The following is a 21656-nucleotide window of genomic DNA, read 5'->3' as shown; positions in this document are numbered from 1 at the left end:
GGAAAGTGGCGTTTCTTATCCTGATAAACAACGACTTATAAGTGGCCATTTTTCACTCAAACTGGCGGTCTCCAATGAGTGAATGACGCAATTTTAACCAGTAGTTTTGACATTTTCCGGCCGCTTTAGTGGTTTTCTCTTCAACCCCTGTCGGCGTATACTGGACCCACTCAATCGGTTCTGTGGTTGCAGCGAGGTGCTTCGGCACACAATCTCACCAGAACCCCTGCAGGCAAGATAAAAAGGACAGAGAATGCAGCAGTCGAACGTTGATCCCGTTGAAGTCGGCAAATTTGAAAAACTGGCGACCACCTGGTGGGATCCGCAAGGTCATTCCAAACCCCTGCATCAACTCAACCCCCTGCGCGCCGGTTACATCGAGCGACACGCCGACGGCTTGTACGGCAAGCAGGTGCTGGATGTGGGCTGTGGTGGCGGTCTGCTGACCGAGGCCATGGCCAAGGCCGGTGCCCAGGCCACCGGTTTGGACATGGGCGAGGAGCCGGTAGAGGTGGCGCGCCTGCACGCGCTGGAAAGCGAACTGGATATCAACTACCAGTTATGCACCGCCGAAGCCCATGCCGAGCATAAAGCCGGTCACTACGAGGTGGTGACCTGCATGGAGATGCTGGAACACGTTCCTGATCCGGAGTCGGTGATTCGCGCCTGTGCCGCCATGGTCAAACCCGGCGGCCACCTGTACCTGTCCACCATCAACAAGACCCCACTGGCTTACCTGACCACCATCGTTGGCGCCGAGCACATCGTTAAGGTCCTGCCCAAGGGCACCCACGATTATAAAAAGTTCCTGCGACCGTCACAGCTGATCCGCTGGTGCGAACAGGCAGGACTGCGGGTCGCTCACGCCGACGGCGTGCTCTACAACCCGCTGACCGAAACCTTTAAATTGTCCAACCGGATGGACATCAACTACATGATTCACGCGGTGAAACCAGATGAAAACCAAGGAAGTGAAAGCCCTACTCTTTGATCTCGACGGCACCCTGCTGGATACCGCTTTGGATCTTGGCCAGGCCGCCAATGTGGCCCTGGCCCAGTTTGGCTACCCTGGCCTCAGCCGGGAACAGGCCTACCTGTACACCAGCCATGGCAGCCGCGGGTTGCTGAAGGCGGCCTTGGGAGAGGACACCTTCGAGCGCACCGATATCACGCCGTTGCGTGAAGTCTTGCTGGCCGCCTACGCCGACAACATCAGCGAGCACACTCGCCCCTACGACGGCATCGAACGGATGCTGAGTCTGCTGGCGCAGTTGCAGTTGCCCTGGGGCATTGTCACCAACAAGCCGGAAGGCCTGGCCAGGCAGTTGCTGCAACAGCAGCCGAGCATGGCCGCCAGCGTCAGCCTGGTGGGCGGTGACACCCTGCCGGTATCCAAGCCGCATCCGGCGCCGCTGCTGAAGGCGGCGGACGAGATGGGGGTAGCCCCGGAGCAGATCCTGTATGTGGGCGACGCCGAACGGGATATGGTGGCCGCCAACCACGCCGGCATGATCAGCGTCGCCGCCCTGTGGGGCTACATCAGTCCCGAAGACCGAGCCCACGAATGGCCCGCCAGCCATCGTTGCGATCGACCCGACGATCTGTTTGATCTGGTCCGTGATCTGGCTCAAAAATAGCCACACAAACCGGCGCTGGAAATTTTTTTCCGGTGCCTTTTTTTTGTCGAAAAAGGGGTTGCTTTTCTGTCAGCGCAATGCTGGTGCAGGTTCCACGAAGCTGGCCCTTTTCTGGCTGCGGTTATTCACACAGTTACCCACAATTTGCCCACATTCGAGGGCCTTGCGCATTCCCCAAAACCGGCTTATCTTGTAGATCATCCCATTGGCGCTACTACATGTAGTGTCCGATAATAAAAAAGAACACTAACGTCGGGGATCGCCGGTCTGACCGGTGATTATCATCTCAAGTACTTACATTAAGGACATGAGACGTGCCTTCAGTCCATTGCGACTGTGTTGTTCGCACGTCGATACTCAACGATGAATAAAAATCTGCTCATTACCAAACGCAGCGGCAAAAAGGAGCCCCTCGATCTCGATAAGATCCATCGGGTGATCTATTGGGCAGCCCAGGATCTGGATAACGTCTCGGTCTCTCAGGTAGAGCTGGCCAGTCACATCCACTTCTTCGATGGCATCGAGACCGAAGCGATTCACGAAACCATCATCAAAGCCGCTGCAGACCTCATCAGTGAAGAGACCCCGGACTACCAGTACCTGGCCGCGCGCCTGGCGGTGTTCCACCTGCGTAAGAAGGCCTACGGTCAATTCGAGCCGCCGCACCTGTACGACCACGTCAGTAAGATGGTGGAGCTGGGCCGTTACGACCAGCACATTCTTCAGGATTACAGCCGCGACGAACTCAATGAGCTGAACGAGCACCTCGATCACTGGCGCGACATGGACTTCTCCTACGCGGCGGTCAAGCAGCTGGAAGGCAAATACCTGGTGCAGAACCGGGTCACCGGCGAAGTGTTCGAGAGCGCCCAGTTCCTGTACATGCTGGTGGCGGCCTGTCTGTTTGCCAACTACCCGAAGGCCAGCCGCCTGGACTACGTCAAGCGGTTCTACGACGCCACCTCCAAGTTCAAGATCTCGCTGCCCACACCGATCATGTCCGGTGTGCGCACCCCGACCCGGCAGTTCAGCTCCTGTGTGCTGATCGAGTGTGGCGACAGCCTCGACTCCATCAACGCCACCTCAGCGGCCATCGTCAATTATGTCAGCCAGCGGGCCGGCATCGGCATCAACGGCGGCAACATTCGCGCCCTGGGCAGCCCGATTCGCGGCGGCGAAGCCTTCCACACCGGCTGCCTGCCGTTCTATAAGCATTTCCAGACCGCGGTCAAATCCTGCTCTCAAGGCGGCGTGCGCGGCGGTGCAGCGACCCTGTTCTACCCCTTGTGGCACCTGGAAGCGGAAGAGCTGCTGGTACTGAAGAACAACCGCGGCACCGACGCCAACCGCATCCGTCACCTGGATTACGGGGTTCAGATCAACCGCACCCTGTATCAGCGCCTGCTGGATGGTGGCGACATCAGCCTGTTTTCCCCTTCGGACGTGCCCGGTCTGTACGACGCCTTCTTTGCCGACCAGCAAGAGTTTGAGCGCCTGTACTGCCAGTACGAAGCCGACAGCAGCATTCGCCGTAAGACCGTCAAGGCGGTGGCCCTGTTCAGCCTGCTGATGCAGGAACGTGCCTCCACCGGCCGCATCTACATTCAGCACGTGGATCACTGCAACACCCACAGCCCGTTCGACCCGAAAGTGGCCCCGGTGAAGCAATCCAACCTGTGCCTGGAGATCGCCCTGCCCACCAAGCCACTCAAGCACCTCAACGACACCGACGGTGAGATTGCCCTGTGCACCCTGTCGGCGTTCAACCTGGGTGCCATCGACAGCCTCGACGAACTCGAAGAGCTGGCGTCCCTGGCGGTGCGGGCACTGGACAGCCTGCTGGACTATCAGGACTACCCGGTACCGGCGGCCGAGCTTGGTTCCATGAAGCGCCGCACCCTGGGGATTGGCGTCATCAACTACGCCTACTACCTGGCCAAAAATGGCGCCCGCTACTCCGATGGCAGCGGCAACAACCTGACCCACAAAACCTTTGAAGCGATTCAGTACTACCTGCTCAAGGCCTCCAACGAGCTGGCCATCGAGCAAGGAGCTTGCCCGGGGTTCAATGAGACCACCTACTCTCAGGGAATCCTGCCCATCGACAGCTACAAAGACGCCATCGATGAGATCTGCGACGAGCCGCTGCATCTGGATTGGGACGGCCTGCGCGCCAGCATCGTTGAGCACGGCCTGCGCAACTCCACCCTGTCGGCGCTGATGCCGTCGGAGACCAGCTCGCAGATTTCCAATGCCACCAACGGCATCGAGCCCCCTCGGGGACTGGTGAGTGTCAAAGGCTCCAAAGATGGCATCATGAAGCAGGTGGTGCCGGGCATCGACACCCTCAAGAGCAACTACGAGCTGCTGTGGGACATTCCCAGCAACACCGGTTACCTGCAACTGGTGGGGATCATGCAGAAGTTCGTCGACCAGGCCATCTCTGCCAACACCAACTACGATCCGTCCCGCTATGAGGACAATAAGATGCCCATGGGCATGCTGCTCAAGGATCTGATGCTGGCGTACAAGTACGGCTTGAAGACGCTGTACTACCAGAACACCCGTGACGGCCAGTCCGACGCCCAGAGCAAAGCGGACAGCGACGACGATTGCGCCGGTGGCGCCTGTAAGATTTAACCGCCAGGGCCCCGCTCAGGCGGGGCGCTGCCACGGATAGGACAAGATTATGACCCACAGATACAGCACATTTTCACGGGAAGCCAACAACGCCCTGAAAGAGCCGATGTTCCTCGGCAACCCGGTGAACGTGGCCCGCTACGACCAACAGAAACACCCGATCTTCGAAGAACTGATCGAAAAGCAGCTGTCGTTCTTCTGGCGCCCGGAAGAGGTAGACGTCACTCAGGATCGCATCGACTTCAATGATCTGCCGGAACACGAAAAGCACATCTTCCTGTCGAACCTGAAATACCAGACCCTGCTGGACTCGATTCAGGGCCGCAGCCCCAATGTGGCACTGCTGCCGCTGGTATCACTGCCGGAGTTGGAAACCTGGATTGAGACCTGGTCTTTCTATGAGACCATCCACTCGCGCTCTTACACCCATATCATTCGCAACATCGTCAATGATCCCGGGGTGGTGTTCGACGACATCGTCGCCAACAGCGAAATTCAGAAACGCGCCAACGACATCTCCAAGTACTACGATGCCCTGATCGACTACACCCAGCGCTATCAGCAGTTTGGCGAAGGCCAGCATCAGGTGGGCAGCGAGCAGTTCACCCTCAGTCGCCGCGAGTTGAAGAAGAAGCTGTACCTGTGCCTGATGTCCATCAACGTCCTGGAAGCGGTGCGCTTCTACGTCAGCTTCGCCTGCTCCTTTGCCTTTGCCGAGCGGGAAGTGATGGAGGGCAATGCCAAGATCATTCGCTTTATCGCCCGTGATGAACAGTTGCACCTGGTGGGCACCCAACACATGCTCAACCTGATGGCCACCAACCAGGACGACAACGAGATGGCCGAAATCGCCATCGAGTGTCACAGCGAAGCGGTGGAGATCTTCCGCCGTGCCGCCGAGCAGGAGAAAGACTGGGCCTCCTACCTGTTTAAAGACGGCTCGATGCTGGGCCTGAATAAGAAGATCATCGAAGATTACGTCGAATTCATCACCAACCAGCGCATGAGCGCTCTGGGGCTTGCCCCGATCTTTGACAAGCGCTCCAACCCGCTGCCGTGGATGAGCAAGTGGCTGGAGAGTGACGCCGTTCAGGTGGCGCCACAAGAGGTCGAGGTCAGCAGCTACCTAACCAACCAGATTAAGAACGAAGTCCACCAGGACGAGTTCTCCTCGTTCGAACTGTAACGGTTGCAACGATTGAAACTGTGGAAAATCCGCCTCAACGGCGGCCGGGAACTGGAGCATGGCAGTCACCACACCACCCTGCTTCAGGCCCTGGAATCCGTCGGCCACTACAGTGAGTGCCGCAGTGGCTACTGCGGCGCCTGCAAGGCCACCCTGGTGAGCGGCAGCGTCCGCTACCTGACCACCCCCATGGCCTTCCTCAAACCCGGTGAGATTTTGCCCTGCTGCTGTGCCCCGGAAACGGATCTCGAGCTCAATCTTGGCTAGCGTCAGGCTCGGCTTCCCCGGTTAACGGCGTTGCCGGCCGGGCCTTGGCCATCGCCACTTCCCGCTCGGCGTATTTGTCCACCGGCGATTGTGGCGGCCGCCACCGCTCCAGAGCCAACTGCGCTTCACCGGTCATCGCCTGGCTCTGCTGCAACGAATCCTCTCCCAGGTGCTGCGCTTCCAGCCACAAAACCTGCGCCACCTCGATGGTGCTGTCCAGAATGACCCGAGCCGCCGCCTGAGCGTTGTCCATGGCTCTGTCTACCCTCTCCTGATTGGCTTCACTGCAGCCACTAAGCCATCCGACCGACCCCATCACCACCAGTACCTTTAACCACTTCATAGGTTGATGCATGACCTGCCCTCCGTCGAATAGCACTAAGCATAGTCCACTCACTCAAGATGGGCGTCGAGGCGGTTATTTCTTCGCCGGGATCACACATTCGTTGATCCAGAAGCAGAAACCTTCACCGCCCGGCCACCATTTTCCCTGTTATCGGATTCAGGCTTTGGTACACTTGCGGCATTGATAACCGGGCAACGAGACCGATAATGACCGAGCCAAACAAGATTCCACCCGAAGGCGCTTCCGCCGAGCTGTTCAACGGTGACATCAACCGCATCATGATCGCCATTCCAGCACCGAGTCACCCCGAGGTGGAGCAGGTACTGGGCAAAGGCCAACACCGCATCAAGGCCGGTGTGGTCTATCGTGTCCCCGCCATCCTGCTCTCCTTTGACTTCGGCAACGGCCTGGTGATGGATTGCCCCTTTGAAGCCAAGGGACTGGGTGAACACTTCGTTGCCCCGACACTGAATGACGACGGCCAGTTGCCGCTGACCCTGCAGGTGTTCGATGCCGAGAACGGTACCCTGCTGGAGACCACCGAGGTGGCCTTGCATGCCGACAACACCCAGGTGCTGATGGACGCGGTGGCGGATCAGCGCAGCCACGACTGGAGCCATCAGGAGTTCATCGGCCAGTTGTCCGAGCTGTATAAGATTGAGATGGGTGAGTTTTTGCAGCTGGTGCAGCAGCGGGAACTGGCGGCCCTGTAAGCCCGCCCAGGCGCACGTAAAACGGGCCCCCTGAGGAGCCCGCCCGTCTGCATTATCCAAGCCCGGCCACTGTGCCGGGCTTTTCAATAGCCTCAGAACCAGAACGACGCCGACGCTTCAATGCTGCGCTCTGCGCCCATCCAGCAGTTGTTGCCATCAAAGCACGCGCCCACATAGCGTTTATCAAACAGGTTGCTGGCCGACAGGCTCAGACTCCACTGCTCACCCAGTTGATAGGAAGCGGCCATGTCCCAGAGGGTATAGGCAGGCACCGTATCGGTGTTGGCCGCATCCAGCTGAGTTTCGCCGACGTAGCGGACACCGGCACTCACCTGCATCGCCTCCAGCGGGTAGTAATCCAACCAGGCTGACGCCGTTTGATCCGCCACCCACACCGGGGTGGTGCCCTCGATGGCCGGATCCAGTGGGTTGTCGGTCACTTCCGCATCCAGGTATCCGTAATTCAAGGTCAGTTCCAGGTTATCCAGCAGACGTTGAGACAACGCCAGTTCCACCCCTCGGGATTGCACTTCACCATTTTGCGTGTATTGGCCAAAATCCGGCGTATTCACCACTACATTCTTCTTTCGAATGTCGAAGGCGGCCACCGTCAGGGTCGAAGCCAGATCGGCATTGTGATACTTCACACCAACCTCCCACTGACTGGCCGTGGTCGGCTTGAACGCGGCGCCGGTATTGCTGTCCACACCGGACACCGGCTCAAATGACTCCGAGTAACTGAGGTAGGGCGCCCAACCACTGTCAAAGGTATAGATGGCCGCCGCCCGGGCACTCAACTCATCTTGATCGATCTCAGTGACACTGCCGTACTCGGTGCCAGCGTAGTTATTGTCGGCGGTGTCGGTGCTTTCATAGCGATCCCAGCGCGCCCCCACAACCAGGGTCAAGGCATCGAACCGAACCTCGTCCTGCAGGTAAATCCCCAGCTGAGTCTGCTCGATCACATTGGCCTGCTGATAGAAGTCCACCGGCAAGCTGGCCGGATCAATCAAGTGATAATCGGGACTGGCCAGATCCAGCATCGGCGTCTGCTGCCCCAGGGTATCGCCATAGGCGACATCGGAGTCCAGGCTGCTGTATTCCACTCCCAGCAACCAGCGATGCTCGCTGCTGCCCAGGCTGGTCAACCACGCCAACTGGTTATCCACCACGTAGCCCTCGATGGACTCATCGGTAAAATAGGCACTGCGAATCAGGTTCTGCTGGTCTGCCAGACCGTAGTTGTACATATTGCGCTGGCCCGCATCGGCATCGGTGTAGCGAAAGTTCTGCAGAAACTCCAGGCTATCGGAAAACTGATGATTGAGTTTATAGCCCAACATCAACACCTGGCGGTCGAAGCGATTCCAGTTGGCGTCACCGGCATAGGCATCGCTGGCTAATTTGCCATAGCTGGCGGAATACACCGTTCCCAAGGCAGGCAACGGCGTCGAGGGCACCATTGACGGATCATCCTGGTAGTAGGCGCTGAGCTCAATGCTGGTGTGACGGCCCATCTCCCAGACGATTGAGGGGGCAATGAAACGACGCTCCTCTCGGGTGGTTTCCTGCTGGCCGTCCCGATCCCGGTACAAAGCGATGAGGCGACCATTGAGGCCGTCGGTTAACGCCCCGGTGGAGTCGAGTGCCAGCTCATAGAGGTCGTTGCTGCCTACCCGACCTCGCAGCTCGGTCATGGCGTCGGCCTGTGGCTTTTTCGCGACCTGATTCACCATCCCGCCCGGAGGCGCGGCGCCATAGAGCACCGAGGTCGGTCCCTTCAAAATCTCAATGCTCTCTGTGGCAAAGGCATCCACCTGGGGCGCCAGGTTCCACAAGCCATTGTACTGAAGCGGCAAACCGTCGTAGAAATTCCGGTAGGTCTCAAAGCCCCGAATGGTGTACTGATCGAAGATGGTGACACTGCTGCGGTTCTCGGCCGTAACCCCTGGCACATAGCGCAGCGCCTCATTGACGCTGTCCACCTGGCGCCGGTCCAGCAACGCCCGGTCGTACACCTCAAAACTCATCGGCGACTCCAGCGGCCGCAACGAGGATTTGGTGCCGGTGGTGCGATAGGCTGCGCCCTGCACCTCAATAACCTCAATCTCACGTCCCTGCTCTTCCTGGCTGGCCCAGGCCGATGTCGGCCAACCCGCCTGGTGAATCACCGGCAACAATGCCGCGCAGACAAGCGCACGGCGCCCTGGGTGATTTCCATTCATTTTTTAATCCCTCATCCATTGATTTCTATTGTGATTATCACTTACCATTCCTGCGAATGATAACCACTCTCATTCTCGTTATCAACAAAGAGGCAATTAATGGACAACAATTGCGCTACGTTTGATGCCACTGCAGAGAAGGAACTCTCAGCGGATCTCAAGGCATCCCTGTTTACTCAACAGACTCAACATCAATACCAAACACGGATGACGCAAGCGATGCGGCTGGTCAGCCAACACATCAACACCAGTGACCGCGCCTTTACCGGCACCCGCCCCGAGGCGCTGGCGACCCTGTTCGCCGAGGTGGATCTCGACCAGCCGCTGCGACGCTGGCAATCCGCCTACACCGAACTCAGCCGCCTGTATCTCGACGACGCCGTTCATTTTCATCACCGCCACTACCTGGCGCATCTGAACTGCCCCATCACCTTGCCGAGCCTGGCGGCGGAAACCATCGCCTCGGCCTTGAATACTGCGGTGGAAACCTGGGATCAGAGCGCCGGTGCCACCCTGATCGAGCAGAAACTGGTCGATTGGAGCTGCGACAAAATTGGTTGGGGTGCCGATGCCGACGGCGTGTTCACCTCCGGAGGCAGTCAGTCCAACCTGATGGCGATGCTGTTGGCACGCTACCGCGCCTGTCAGCGCCACTGGCAGTGGGACCCTCACCAGCAGGGCCTGCCGCCCCAGGCAAACAGATTGCGCATCTATACCTCGGAGCTCAGTCACTTCAGCATCCAGAAAGCCGCCTCCATGTTGGGATTGGGGTTTGATGCGGTGGTCGCCATCCCCTCCGACCGATTCCAGCGCATGGACATGGCCGCCCTGTCACAGGCACTGCAACAGGCACGGCAACAGGGGCTGGTGCCCATGGCCGTGGTCGCAACCGCTGGCACCACCGACTTCGGCAGCATCGATCCGCTGCCCGCCATCGCAACCTTATGCGCTCGGCACTCGGTGTGGATGCATGTGGATGCTGCCTATGGCGGCGGGCTGCTGATTTCACCGAAGTTTCGCCATAAACTGTCCGGCATTGAGCTGGCCGACTCCGTGACCGTGGATTACCACAAGGCGTTTTTCCAACCGGTCGCCTGCAGTGGATTTTTGGTGCGAGAGGCGGCCACCCTCTGCTCACTGACCTACCACGCCGAGTATTTAAACCCGCTGCGCCAGCATCAGGCCGGCATCCCGGATCTGATCAACAAAAGCCTGCAAACCACTCGCCGCTTCGACGCTTTAAAACTGTGGCTCAGCCTGAGAATTCTGGGGGCCGACACCCTGGGACGCGGCTTCGATCAGTTGCAGCACCTGGCGAAACAGGTCTATTGGTTGCTGCTGTCTCAACCGGAAATTGAGGTGGTGCATCAGCCACAGATCAGCACCCTGGTGTTCCGCTACCTGCCGAGCGCTGACGCCAGCGACGAGCACATCGACACCCTGAACCGCGCCATTCGCTCCCGGTTGTCGAATCAGGGCGATGCGCTGATCGCCGCCACCCGCTATCGGGGCCACCAGTACCTGAAATTCACCCTGCTTAACCCTGCCACCGAGATCAAGGCGATCCATCAGGTCGTTCAAAGAATCTGCCGCTATGGTCAGGAACTTCACATCGCCTCTGCAGAAACGGAATTCGCCTAGGACCGCTCATGAAAATCTATGACTTTATTGCCATCGGCTTAGGGCCGTTTAACCTCAGCCTGGCCGCACTCACTCAGCCACTGGATCAAGCCGACGCCCTGTTTCTGGAGCAGCGCAGTGACTTCAATTGGCACCCGGGGATGATGCTGGAAGGGACCCACCTTCAGACTCCGTTCATGTCGGATCTGGTGACGCTGGCCGATCCAACCTCCCCCTACAGTTTCCTGAACTACCTCAAACAGCACCAGAAACTGTACCGCTTCTACATTCGAGAGAATTTCTTCATTCTGCGGCACGAGTACAACCTCTACTGCCAATGGGTGTGCCGGCAACTGACCAACCTTCGTTTCAATACTCGGGTCACCGCCATCAGTTTCGATGCCGAACACCACTGCTACCGCCTGGAAACCCGCCGCCCCGATGGCCAAGACAACGGCCTGTATTACGCCCGCAAACTGGTGATCGGAACCGGCCCAGTCCCTCACCGGCCCGACGGCTGCGACACGCTGGGTGAGCACGCCATTCACTCCAGTGAATACCTTCAGCAAAAACCGACGTTACTTGAACAACCAAGGATCAGCGTCATTGGTGGTGGACAAAGTGCGGCGGAGATCGTCTACGACCTGTTGGATGAACAGCGGCAGCGCTCGTTTCATCTCGATTGGATCACCCGCTCACCACGCTACTTCCCGCTGGAATACAGTAAACTGACCCTGGAGATGACCTCACCGGAGTACGTGGATTACTTCCACTCGCTACCGATGGCTACCCGGGATACGCTGCTGTCTCAACAGCAAAACCTGTATAAAGGCATCAACAGCGACCTGATTAACGCCATTTTCGACCGCCTGTATGAAATGGATCTGCATCATGCCCCCCGAGTCAGGCTGCTGACCAACACCGCAGTGAGTCGAGTCGAGGCCAGCGGCGCTGAGTTTCACCTGAGCCTGGATCATCAGGAGCAACAGCGCCACGCTACCCTGACCACCAACGCGCTGATTTTCGCCACCGGCTACCGTGCAGCCCTGCCCGAGTTTCTCGGCGGCATTGCCAACGAGATCTGCTGGGACAGCAAGGAGCGACTCGCGGTCAGCCGCCACTACGCCATCGACAAACAGCAACGGCTCTTTGTTCAAAACGCCGAGCTGCACAGTCATGGCTTCGTGACCCCGGATCTGGGCATGGCCTGCTATCGAAACAGCGTGCTGCTGCACAAGTTGTTGGGGTGGCAACCCTATGCGGTTGAGAAAAAGATCGCCTTTCAGCAGTTTGGTTTCGATGAGGCAGGCGCGTGAGTCCAAACCAGCTTGCCAAATGGGCACTGATTGCGGTCACCGCGTTTGCGGTGATCAGCGACAGCATGTTATTGCCGTTTTATCCCATCTACTTTGAGGTGATGTTTCACAGCAGCGACCCCTTGCTCACCAGCCGCTATCTGGCCGTCAGTTGCCTGATTGTCATCGTCGCGCTGCCGCTTTGGGCTCGAGTGGCTCGCCGATTCGGTACCCTCAAGGTTCTGATGCTGTCACAAGTAGGGGCGCTGCTGGCCAGCGTCGGCTGCGCCAATGCGCCAACGCTTGCGGTCCTATTTGCCTCGGGTTGGATCATGGTGCTGTTCAAAGCCAGCTACCTGCTGGTCTATCCCTACCTGTTGACACTGGAAGAGGCCAAACACCAGCCTCACACCGTCGGCCTGCTGTCGGTGATCGTGCACCTCGGTGCCATCATCGGCGCCCTGGTCGGCGGCAGCATTCTGCAGCTCGCCCACCCGCCTCAGGCGTTTTTGTGGATGGCCGTCGGTGATGGCTTACAGATACTGGTGTGTGGCTGGTTGCTGCTTCGAGTGCAGCCCCAAAGCCTGGTCGCCAACCGCCAGCAGCCTTGCGAAGACACCACGGCCGCCGCCCGTCGCGCCACTACTCGACCCAAAGTGCAACTGGCACTGATTATGTGGCTGTTCTACTTCAGTGCTTACCTGATCCGTCCGTTTTTCGTTCAGTACTGGCACCGGCTGTCGCCTCAGTCCGGCGAGATTGAAGCCGCCGTCATCTTTGCCATTCCTGCCGCCATTGCCATCGCGGCATTGATGCTGCAACGGCACTCGCGTCAGCCTCGCTGGCTACAGACTCTGGGCCAGATCCCGGTGGCATTGGCCATTGGCGCCGTCGGTTTTGCCCTGCAGGCTCAGCCCCAACCGCACTGGATCATCGTTGGTCGCGTGCTGTATGGCTGGGCGCTGTTCCATGCCACCGTCAAACTGGATCTTAAGATCTTTGCCCTCAGTCATCCTAACGAGTACAGCAAAGACTTCGCCACCCTGCATATCTTCCAGAGCCTGGGCGTGCTGGTCGCGTCCTATGCGGCGGGACAGCTGATGGTGGCCGGCGGTGACCAGCTGCTGTTTGTCTGTGCCAGTGGCGGATTTATCCTGACCACCTTGCTGTTCTGGCAATGGTTTATGCCCCGCGAGAAACGCCTCAAAGGAGCCACGTTATGACCACTGCCACCACCGGCGCCCCAAAGCTGGTCCTGTCTCGATTCCGTCTTTGTCTCGAGGCAACGAACCCCATGAGCCTAAGACCGTTCGAAGTGGCCGAAGACGCCCTGTGGCTGCAGCAGTGGCTGAACATGGACTACGCCGCATTCTGGGGAATGCAAGGGTGCACGGTCGATGAGGTGATCACCGAGTACACTCGGCTCGCCGGCCACAGCCAAATACTGGTGGCCGAAATCGACGGCCAACCTCGTGCCCTGTTTGAGATCTACCACCCCGCAGCCGACCCTTTGTCGCAGCATTATCCAGTGCGTCGGGGCGACATCGGGATGCACATTCTGCTGGGGCCACCCACCCGGCCCATCGCCGGATTTGGCACGGCGGTGTTTACTGCGCTGATCGCCTTTATCTTTCGCCACCCCGACGTGGCGCGGATCGTCGTCGAACCCGATGCCGACAACCGCGCCATACACCGCCTCAACGCCCATGCTGGCTTTCGCTACCAAGGGGTGCTGCGGCTGCCTCACAAACACGCCTACCTGGCTTTTCTCTATCGCCATCAACATTCAATGATGACCAACCACACCAACCCAAGGACTCGGGACACCATGAATCATCACTTTCTCACCCCTGCCAACTGGCACCAGGCCAATCGCCAACTGATCACCAAAGCGCTCAGCGAAGGGTGCCATGAGCGTCTGTTTGCACCAACGCCGTTAGAAAACGGCGACTACCAACTGGACTTTGATCAGGGCCACTACCGCTTTAACGCCGAGCGACTGGCGCTGGAACACTGGGTGATTGATCCAGACAGCATCGAGAAACACCACCAGCAACACAGTGCCCCGCTGGATGCCATCGCCTTCATCGGTGAATTCCAGCAATCACTGGGGATCAGCGACGCCCAGTTGCCGCTGTACCTGGAGGAGATCGCCAGCACGCTGCGTGCCGGAGCCTATAAGTTGGCCCATGGTGATCGTGAGGTCGACACCCTGCTCGACGCCGATTTCCAGACTCTGGAAGCCGCCATGAGTGAGGGCCATCCGGCCTTTATCGCCAACAATGGCCGCATCGGATTTGGTCAACAGGACTTCCTCGACTACGCCCCGGAAACCGGCAACGTCTTTCAACCGGTATGGCTGGCAGCACGACGCAGCCTCTGCGTGCAAAGCTTCAGTAAGTCCTTGTCAGAAAGCCAGCTGTTTCAGCAGGAGCTAGGCGACTCGCTGCTGGCGCAGTTCGAACAGCAGCTGGCCTCGAAACAGCTGCAGCTGAGCGACTACTGCCTGATCCCGGTGCACCCTTGGCAATGGCACAACAAAATCGCCATGGGTTTTGGCGCCGATTTGGCCAATCAGGATCTGGTGTACCTGGGCAGCGGCCACGATCACTATCAGCCGCAGCAGTCCATTCGCACCCTGTTCAATCACACCGCGCCACAAAAGCACTACGTCAAAACGGCGTTGTCGATATTGAACATGGGCTTTGTGCGCGGATTGTCTGCCGATTACATGGACGCCACGCCAGCCATCAACGATTGGATTGCCACCCTGATCGAGCACGATCCCTTCCTGCACGCCAACGGATTCAGTGTCCTGAGAGAGGTCGCCGCCGTTGGCTATCGGCGGCCGCAATGGCAAGGACTGGTGCCCAAGGGGGACGCTCAACTCAAGATGTTGTCCGCCTTGTGGCGCGAAAGCCCACAGCCCCGACTCCAGGGCCAGCAACGATTGATGACCATGGCCGGGTTGCTTCATTGCGGCAACGACGGTCGTTCTTTGGCGGTGGCGATGATCCGCGCCTCCGGTCTGGAGACCGCCCGCTGGCTTGAGCACTATCTGGACGCCTACCTGAAACCGCTGTTGCACTGCTTCTATGCCCACAACCTGGTGTTCATGCCCCATGGAGAAAACCTGATCCTGGTGTTGGACAACCACACGCCCCAGTACTGCTTGATGAAAGACATCGCCGAGGAGTGCGCGGTGCTGAATAAGGACGCGGTCTTGTCGCCGACCATCGCCCGCATCGCCGTTGACGTTCCGGATGATCTGAAGGTGTTGTCGATTCAGACCGACATCTTTGACGGCTTCTTCCGTTACCTCTCGGCCTTGCTGCACCGTCAGCTCGGGTTTGATCAATCTCAGTTCTGGCGACTGGTTGCCGACTGCATCCTCAGCTATCAGGCCAGCCAACCACAACTGGCGGACCAGTTCCAACGTTATGATCTGTTTGGTGCGCACTTCGATCACTCCTGCCTGAATCGGCTGCAATTGGCCAACAATCAGCAAATGGTCGACCTGGCCGATCCTGCCGGCAGTCTGCAGTTTCAGGGCCAACTGACCAACCCGATTGCGGCGTTCGCCGCCACTGAGACCCACTGATGCGTGGTCGTCAACCCTTGACCGTGGTCAGCCCTGTGGCTGACCCGGATTCGGCTATGGCCAGAGATCTGTTTCAGCTGCAACAGGTCAGCGTCAACGTGGATCGAAAAGCCATACTGCACCCGACGTCGCTGACGCTGCAGTCGGGTACCCTGTATGGCCTCATCGGTCACAATGGCTCGGGAAAATCCACGCTGATGAAAGTGCTGGCGCGTCAACTCAGCGCCAGCACCGGTCAATGTCGATTCAAGGGTCGCGAGCTGGACAGCTGGAGCGGCCGCGCCTTTGCCAGGCAGGTGGCGATGCTGCCGCAACACCTCCCTGTCACCGACGACCTCAAAGGCCATGAGCTGCTGGCCATGAGCCGTTTTGCCTGGCAGGGCCTGCTCGGCCACCAACGTGCCCGCGATCGCGCCGCCATTGAACACGCGGTCGCCCTGACCGGAACCCAACCCTTATTAACCGCTGACATCGGCTCGCTGTCCGGGGGCGAACGCCAACGGCTGTGGCTGGCGATGCTGGTGGCCCAGCAGACCGAGGTGCTGTTGCTGGACGAACCCACCTCGGCCCTGGATCCTGGACACCAATTGGAGGTATTGACCCTGATTCGGCGCCTGGCGGTTGAACAGCACAAATGCGTGGTGGTCATCATTCACGACATCAACATGGCCGCCCGTTTCTGCCACCAACTGCTGGCGCTCAAAGGCGGCAGGCTGATCGCCCAAGGGCCACCGGCGCAGCTGATGCAGCCGGAGCCCTTGCAGCAGATCTTTGACGTTGCCATGGAAGTCATTCAGCGGCCGAACCGGGCGCCGCTGGGGGTCCTCAAATGAGACTGACCATGCTGATCCTTTCCCTGCTGTGGCTGCCACTGTCGGCGATGGCCCAGCGGTCGCCCCTGAAGGTGGTGTCGCTGGACTACGCCACCACCACCACCTTAATCGCCCTCGGCTTGCCCCCGGTGGCCATCGCCGATGTAGCGGGTTACCGGCGCTGGGTACTGACGCCGCCCCTGCCCGGCGACATCATCGACCTCGGCAGTGCCAATGAGCCCAACCTGGAGCTGCTGGCTCAAATCCGGCCGGATCTGATTCTGATTACGCCCTACCAGGCCCAGCTGACGCCACTGCTGAGCCGAATTGCGCCGGTTCACAGCTTCTCAATCTACCAGTCCACCGGCGACGCCATAGAAAAGGCCGAGACCCTGACCCGCAACCTGGGTCAACTCCTGAATCTGCAGGCACAGGCGCAATCACTGATCGACCGCAGCCGCGACCATCTGCAGGCCCAACGGCGGCGACTGCAACACGCGGTTGCGTCGCCACCGCCGCTGTATCTGATCAGGATGCACGATGACCGCCATCTGTGGGTGTATGGAAAACACAGCCTCGGACAGGCCGTTATCGACAGGCTCGGCCTCAGCAATGCCTGGCAGCAGCCCACCAACACCTGGGGCTTCAGCGCCCAGAGCATCGAGATACTCAGCCAGCCGCCTCAAGCCAGGATTCTGTTTCTCGACCCCGTACCTCACGGTGGCGTCGCCACCCTAGGCCAGTCGCCGCTGTGGCGACATCAACGCTGGTTTGCCGACAACCACTACCAGGTGCTACCGGTGGTGTTGATGTTTGGCGCACTGCCATCGGCTCAGCGCATGGCCACCCTGCTGGTGGACGCACTGCTGCAGGAGGCACCATGACCCTGTCTCCCATGCGGCTGACCCTGTTTATGGCGCTGCTGAGCGTGGCACTGGCCGCAGTCTCTCTGCATCACATCGCTGGCGCCATGCCCCTGACTCAGCTTTGGCACGGCCCGGCGGACGGCTGGCAACGGTTGTTGCTGCACTACAGCTGGGCCCCGCGACAACTGGTGGCCCTGCTCTGCGGCGCCGCGCTGGGGCTGAGCGGCTGTTTGTTTCAGCAGTGCTTACGCAACCCTCTGGCCTCCCCCTCCACCCTTGGGGTCTCGGCCGGTGCGCAGCTTAGCCTGACCCTGGCGACCCTCTATGCACCGAGCCTGCTGATCATCGGTCGCCCCTGGGTGGCCATCGCCGGTGCGCTGATGGCGGCCGGCATGGCATTGGCGCTATCGTCGCGACGCCGGTTTTCCCCGCTGGCGGTGATCCTGGCTGGCATGCTGTTGAGCCTGTACTGCGCCGCCGCCAGTGCCGGGTTAGTGCTGATCCATCATGATCAGCTCGCTGGCGTATTGCTGTGGGGCGCCGGCTCACTGATACAAAATGACTGGCACAGTGTGCACGCACTGGCCATCACGCTGGTGATCACCGCCCTGCTCTCGACTCTGTTGATTCGGCCGCTGTCTCTGCTCAGCCTCGGCGAACAGGTTGCCGTCGGTCTGGGCGTCCATTTGGGCGGCGTTCGAATCACCGCCTTGATTCTGGCCACCGTCCTCAGTGCCATGGTGGCGTCCCAGGTCGGCATCATCGGCTTTATCGGCCTGGCGGCGCCGGCCCTGGCCCGCCTGTGTGGTTGCCAGCGTTTCGGGCTGCAGCTGTTATGGGCGCCAATCCTCGGTGCCCTGACCCTATGGAGTATCGATCTGGCGGTCCAGGTCATCGGTCCGGTGGCGGGCAGCCTGCTACCCACCGGCGCGGTGACGGGCCTGTTTGGCGCGCCACTGCTGATGCTACTGCTGTTTACCTTGCCCAAATCCCCACCGGCGCTGCAATCCCACTCCAGCCAAACCCGGCGCCACCACCACCCCACCGCGCTGGCGCTCGTCATGGCACTATTGTGCGTGCTGTTGGCCGCCGTTGCGCTGTTGGTCGGGTACAGACTTGAAGGCTGGGCGTTCAACCCGGGCTTGTTACCCTGGCGCTGGCCCCGGGTTATGGCAGCCGCCTGTGCGGGTGTGCTGCTGGCCAGCTCCGGTGTGATGATGCAACGCCTGCTGGCCAACCCCATGGCCAGCCCGGAGCTGCTTGGCGTCAGCGCCGGCGCCGCCATGGGGATCGCCGTCGCCATGATGGTATTTGACCGTTCAGGACTGAGCGGTCAGCTCGGCGGTGCCATCGCCGGGGCTTTTATCACCCTGATGATCATCAGCGCCGTCAACCATCGCAACCAGTATCAGGCCACCACCCTGATCTTGTCTGGCATCGCCCTGAGTGCCCTAATGGAGGGGGCGACCGTCATGATCACCGCCAGCGGCGATCCCCGTGCCGCAACCCTGCTCAGCTGGCTCAATGGCTCAACCTACCGGGTCAGTGCCCCGGTGGCGCTCACCTGTGGCCTGGCCGCCGCCCTACTGCTGACTCAGGCGGCACTGGCACAGCGACCATTGCAAGCGCTGGCTTTAGGGGATGCGAACTGCCGCAACTGCGGCTTTCACCCGGCGAAAGCGCGTTTGGGATTGCTGGCGTTGATCGCCATGATGAGTGGCGCCGCCACTCTGGCGGTTGGCCCCTTAAGCTTCATCAGCCTGATGGCGCCCCACATCGCCCGTCGACTCGGCGCCATCACCCTGGGCCAGCAACTGCTGGTGGCAGCGCCTTTGGGCGCCGGACTGCTGATCAGCGCCGACTGGGCGGGGCGATACCTGATCTTTCCCTGGCAACTGCCCGCCGGCTTGCTCACCACGCTTATCGGAGGGCCCTACCTGTTATGGCTGATGATGACCCGTCGCTGACCGCCACCCCGTTACCGACGCCGCTGGCAACCCGGTTGCAGCACTATGCCAGCCACTGCTCCAGCGCTTGGCAGCCTCAGCAAAGCGCTGACTGGCGCCCTGTTGCCAGCCGCTCGGCCTTAGTCGCCCCCCTTGGAGAGTATGGGGCGGCCATGCTGACCACGGCGACACCGCCGCTAACCCAATCGCTGGCCTCACTGTGGTCACAATGGCATTTTGGGCTGTTGCTGCCACCGCTGCTGCTGGCGGCACTGGGAACCGAGCGCTATCAACTGCAGCCCGACTCACTCCATGGCCGCTATGAACGCGGGCAGCCGAGCGGATTCTGCGGTCACTGGCAACCCAGCGTTGAGGCCAGTACCGATCTGGTGTCCCACAGCCTCAGTACCCTCATCACCAGAGACATCCTGCGCTTGTCTGAGCAAACCGGGTTAACACCGACGATTCTCTGGGGAAATGTGGCGGCAATCGTGGACTGGTTACTGCTGCAAGTGGGGGATGAGCAGGCGCTGGCATTGCGTCACGGGTTGCTGTTTGATGAACAGGCCAAACCGGCTGGACCATTAACTCGGCTGATGCTGCCACCGCCACACTGTGGACAGCGTCGACGCTGCTGCCTTCGTTTTCGACTCGATGAGGTTGACTATTGCGGCGGCTGCCCGATGCAGCGCCCACGCCGACGCCGCTTCGAGGTCGACAGTCAGGGCTAAAGTTGCTGCAGCTTGGCGCGCACCGAATCCAGGTAGCCGTCGCCGAACAGGTTGAGGTGATTGAGCAAGTGATACAGTTGATACAGAGGCCGTCGCCGCTGGTAACCCGGTGACAGCGGCCACTGCGACTCATAGCCACGATAGAACTCGGGGTCAAAGCCGCCAAACAGTTCGGTCATCGCCAGATCCGTTTCCCGATCGCCCAGGTAACAGGCCGGATCAAACACCCGCGCCTGGCCGTCGACAAAGCCCAGGTTGCCCTGCCACAAATCGCCGTGCACCAGGCAGGCCTGGGGTTGATGCTCGGCCAGCACTCGGTCACTGATCGACTCCAGTCCGGCCACCGCCGGCGCCAGGGCCTTGCCAAAGCCGCGCTGGCGCGCCAGCGTCAGTTGCGGTTGTAACCGGCACTGCCACCAGAACCGGGCCCAACACCCCTGCCAGTGGTTGTATTGCACCGTCTCGCCAATGAAATTGTGGCGGTGCCAGCCATAGCCCTGAGGATCGAGGTGATGGGGCTCGGCCTGATGCAGGCGGGCAATGGCGCGCCCGGCCTCAAAATGATTGCCGTGAGACGTCAGCGCCACAAACGGCAACACCAGAAACGCGTGTTCTCCCGCCTGCCCCAAAGTCAGAGGCGACAATGACCAGTCTCCCAGGGCCGCCAGCCCATCGGCTTCGGCCTCAAACAAGCTCAGACACTGATGACGGTTCAGCTTCACGAACCAGCTTTGGTGGCCATCGCTGAGGCAATAACAGTGGTTGATGCAGCCGCCGCCGACGCGGGTCAATTGGGTCGGCGTAAAACCGCGGCCATTGGCCCGCTCTATGGCCGCAATCACCAGCGGCCACGGCGACTGGCTCAGTGATGATAACGACCCGGCGCCGCTCATGGCGCCAGCACCTCGGCCTGCCGGCGTACATGCGCCAGTCCACAGTCGCGGCCCAACTCATAGCCACTGGCCAACGCCTGTGGCGCTCGGGTCAGGCGGCCAACCGCAAACGCCGGCGGCGGCACCAGCACTCGAATGCGGCAATCCTTGGGAGGCTCGGAGATAAACGCCAGGGTTTGGTTGTACTGTCGATGGCGCGCCTCCATGGCCGCCAGCAGCGGCGGGTGCTCCCTGAGGGCCCATCTCAACAACCAGGGAAAACGACTCGGGCGTTTGCGATAGCCCAGAGGCTGGGACAGCACCACGGTAAGATCCCGATAGCCCTGTTGATAGGCCTGGCGCACCGGAATCGAGTCCGCCACGCCGCCGTCGGTGTAGGCCTGGCCATTGAGGGACACAAAGCCGCGGTAGCCCACCGGCACCGAGCAAGAGGCCTTCATCAGCATCGCCAGATCATCGCGGTTGGCACGCAGGTAACGGCCCTGGCCGCTGTTGACCTCGGTGACCCCGATCAACAACGGGATGGCGCGGCGCTCAAAGGCATCGAAGTCAAACGGCAACTCATTGAGGGTAATGGGCCAGAGCCAGTCCAGATCCAACAGGTGGCCACCGCCGAAAAAGCGGCGAAAATTGATAAACTCGGGCCGGCAGGAGTAATCGGCGATGATGGCCCGGGTGCGGCCCTTTTGACCGGACAGGTAAGCGGCCAGCGCCGTGGACCCGGCCGAGACTCCGTAACAGGCGTCATAGGGGTAGTGCTGCTGCTCAATGAAGGCATCCAGCACGCCGGCGGCAAAGATGCCACGCATGGCGCCCCCTTCAACCACCAATGCCCGTTTGCCGTAGGCTTTGTTGGCCTCGCCTGCGTCCATACTCAG

At 60.1% G+C, this 21656-nt stretch carries 18 protein-coding genes; 14 read left to right on the top strand and 4 right to left on the bottom strand.

What is annotated here, in order from left to right; all coding sequences use genetic code 11:
- Positions 1 to 253 precede the first annotated feature (253 nt).
- From ubiG to yfaE, 5 genes are all read left to right on the top strand, one after another.
- Entirely contained in the window at positions 254 to 991 is a 738-nt protein-coding gene (ubiG, locus tag H598_RS0109025) for a bifunctional 2-polyprenyl-6-hydroxyphenol methylase/3-demethylubiquinol 3-O-methyltransferase UbiG (RefSeq protein ID WP_028112733.1), read from the top strand.
- The gene (locus tag H598_RS0109020) at positions 957 to 1637 is read left to right on the top strand and encodes an HAD family hydrolase (RefSeq protein ID WP_028112732.1); all 681 of its coding nucleotides are present in this window, start codon (positions 957 to 959) and stop codon (positions 1635 to 1637) included. Before ubiG ends, H598_RS0109020 begins: the two co-directional genes overlap by 35 nt.
- Positions 1638 to 2000: 363 nt before the next feature.
- The gene (gene nrdA / locus H598_RS0109015) at positions 2001 to 4277 is read left to right on the top strand and encodes a class 1a ribonucleoside-diphosphate reductase subunit alpha (protein WP_028112731.1); all 2277 of its coding nucleotides are present in this window, start codon (positions 2001 to 2003) and stop codon (positions 4275 to 4277) included.
- A gap of 49 nt (positions 4278 to 4326) precedes the next feature.
- Positions 4327 to 5463, top strand: a complete 1137-nt coding sequence (gene nrdB / locus H598_RS0109010; protein ID WP_028112730.1) for a class Ia ribonucleoside-diphosphate reductase subunit beta — start codon at positions 4327 to 4329, stop codon at positions 5461 to 5463.
- Between the two features lie 12 nt (positions 5464 to 5475).
- A complete protein-coding gene (yfaE, locus tag H598_RS0109005; protein WP_035415752.1) occupies positions 5476 to 5730 on the top strand; it encodes a class I ribonucleotide reductase maintenance protein YfaE in 255 nt (84 codons plus the stop codon).
- On the opposite strand, the gene H598_RS0109000 is transcribed toward yfaE, so the two are convergent.
- Complete coding sequence (locus H598_RS0109000) at positions 5717 to 6085, bottom strand: hypothetical protein (RefSeq protein WP_028112728.1); 369 nt, start codon at positions 6083 to 6085, stop codon at positions 5717 to 5719. The genes yfaE and H598_RS0109000 overlap by 14 nt on opposite strands.
- A 197-nt stretch (positions 6086 to 6282) precedes the next feature.
- On the opposite strand from H598_RS0109000, the gene H598_RS0108995 reads away from it, so the two are divergent.
- Positions 6283 to 6789, top strand: a complete 507-nt coding sequence (locus tag H598_RS0108995) for a hypothetical protein (protein ID WP_028112727.1) — start codon at positions 6283 to 6285, stop codon at positions 6787 to 6789.
- A 92-nt stretch (positions 6790 to 6881) separates the two neighbouring features.
- Here H598_RS0108995 and H598_RS0108990 read toward each other — a convergent pair whose 3' ends face one another.
- A complete protein-coding gene (locus H598_RS0108990; protein ID WP_084144397.1) occupies positions 6882 to 9014 on the bottom strand; it encodes a TonB-dependent siderophore receptor in 2133 nt (710 codons plus the stop codon).
- 99 nt (positions 9015 to 9113) lie between these two features.
- On the opposite strand from H598_RS0108990, the gene H598_RS0108985 reads away from it, so the two are divergent.
- From H598_RS0108985 to fhuF, 8 genes are read left to right on the top strand one after another with little or no spacing between them, the layout of a single operon-like run.
- A complete protein-coding gene (locus tag H598_RS0108985; RefSeq protein WP_028112725.1) occupies positions 9114 to 10655 on the top strand; it encodes a pyridoxal phosphate-dependent decarboxylase family protein in 1542 nt (513 codons plus the stop codon).
- A gap of 8 nt (positions 10656 to 10663) precedes the next feature.
- Positions 10664 to 11950: a lysine N(6)-hydroxylase/L-ornithine N(5)-oxygenase family protein gene (locus H598_RS0108980; protein WP_051252617.1), complete on the top strand. Its 1287-nt coding sequence runs from the start codon at positions 10664 to 10666 to the stop codon at positions 11948 to 11950.
- Complete coding sequence (locus tag H598_RS23845; protein WP_051252616.1) at positions 11947 to 13152, top strand: MFS transporter; 1206 nt, start codon at positions 11947 to 11949, stop codon at positions 13150 to 13152. The genes H598_RS0108980 and H598_RS23845 overlap by 4 nt, the downstream gene beginning before the upstream one ends.
- The gene (locus H598_RS23840; protein ID WP_084144396.1) at positions 13149 to 15530 is read left to right on the top strand and encodes a GNAT family N-acetyltransferase; all 2382 of its coding nucleotides are present in this window, start codon (positions 13149 to 13151) and stop codon (positions 15528 to 15530) included. Before H598_RS23845 ends, H598_RS23840 begins: the two co-directional genes overlap by 4 nt.
- Positions 15530 to 16363, top strand: a complete 834-nt coding sequence (locus H598_RS0108965) for an ABC transporter ATP-binding protein (RefSeq protein ID WP_245595579.1) — start codon at positions 15530 to 15532, stop codon at positions 16361 to 16363. Before H598_RS23840 ends, H598_RS0108965 begins: the two co-directional genes overlap by 1 nt.
- 8 nt (positions 16364 to 16371) lie before the next feature.
- Complete coding sequence (locus H598_RS23835; RefSeq protein WP_051252615.1) at positions 16372 to 17226, top strand: ABC transporter substrate-binding protein; 855 nt, start codon at positions 16372 to 16374, stop codon at positions 17224 to 17226.
- Complete coding sequence (gene fhuB / locus H598_RS23830; RefSeq protein WP_035415736.1) at positions 17223 to 19175, top strand: Fe(3+)-hydroxamate ABC transporter permease FhuB; 1953 nt, start codon at positions 17223 to 17225, stop codon at positions 19173 to 19175. Before H598_RS23835 ends, fhuB begins: the two co-directional genes overlap by 4 nt.
- A complete protein-coding gene (gene fhuF, locus H598_RS0108950) occupies positions 19151 to 19885 on the top strand; it encodes a siderophore-iron reductase FhuF (protein WP_028112722.1) in 735 nt (244 codons plus the stop codon). Before fhuB ends, fhuF begins: the two co-directional genes overlap by 25 nt.
- On the opposite strand, the gene H598_RS0108945 is transcribed toward fhuF, so the two are convergent.
- Together H598_RS0108945 and H598_RS0108940 are read right to left on the bottom strand one after the other, a co-directional pair.
- The gene (locus H598_RS0108945; protein WP_051252614.1) at positions 19882 to 20778 is read right to left on the bottom strand and encodes a fructosamine kinase family protein; all 897 of its coding nucleotides are present in this window, start codon (positions 20776 to 20778) and stop codon (positions 19882 to 19884) included. The two genes, fhuF and H598_RS0108945, sit on opposite strands and share 4 nt — an antisense overlap.
- Positions 20775 to 21650 (bottom strand): patatin-like phospholipase family protein, encoded by an 876-nt coding sequence (locus tag H598_RS0108940; RefSeq protein WP_035415735.1) that lies wholly within the window; start codon positions 21648 to 21650, stop codon positions 20775 to 20777. The genes H598_RS0108945 and H598_RS0108940 overlap by 4 nt, the downstream gene beginning before the upstream one ends.
- Between the last annotated feature and the right edge of the window lie 6 nt (positions 21651 to 21656).

Origin of the sequence: Ferrimonas kyonanensis DSM 18153, assembly GCF_000425405.1 — a bacterium.
In the GTDB taxonomy this organism is placed as follows: Bacteria; Pseudomonadota; Gammaproteobacteria; order Enterobacterales; family Shewanellaceae; genus Ferrimonas; species Ferrimonas kyonanensis.
This window is presented reverse-complemented; position numbering and strand designations above follow the sequence as displayed.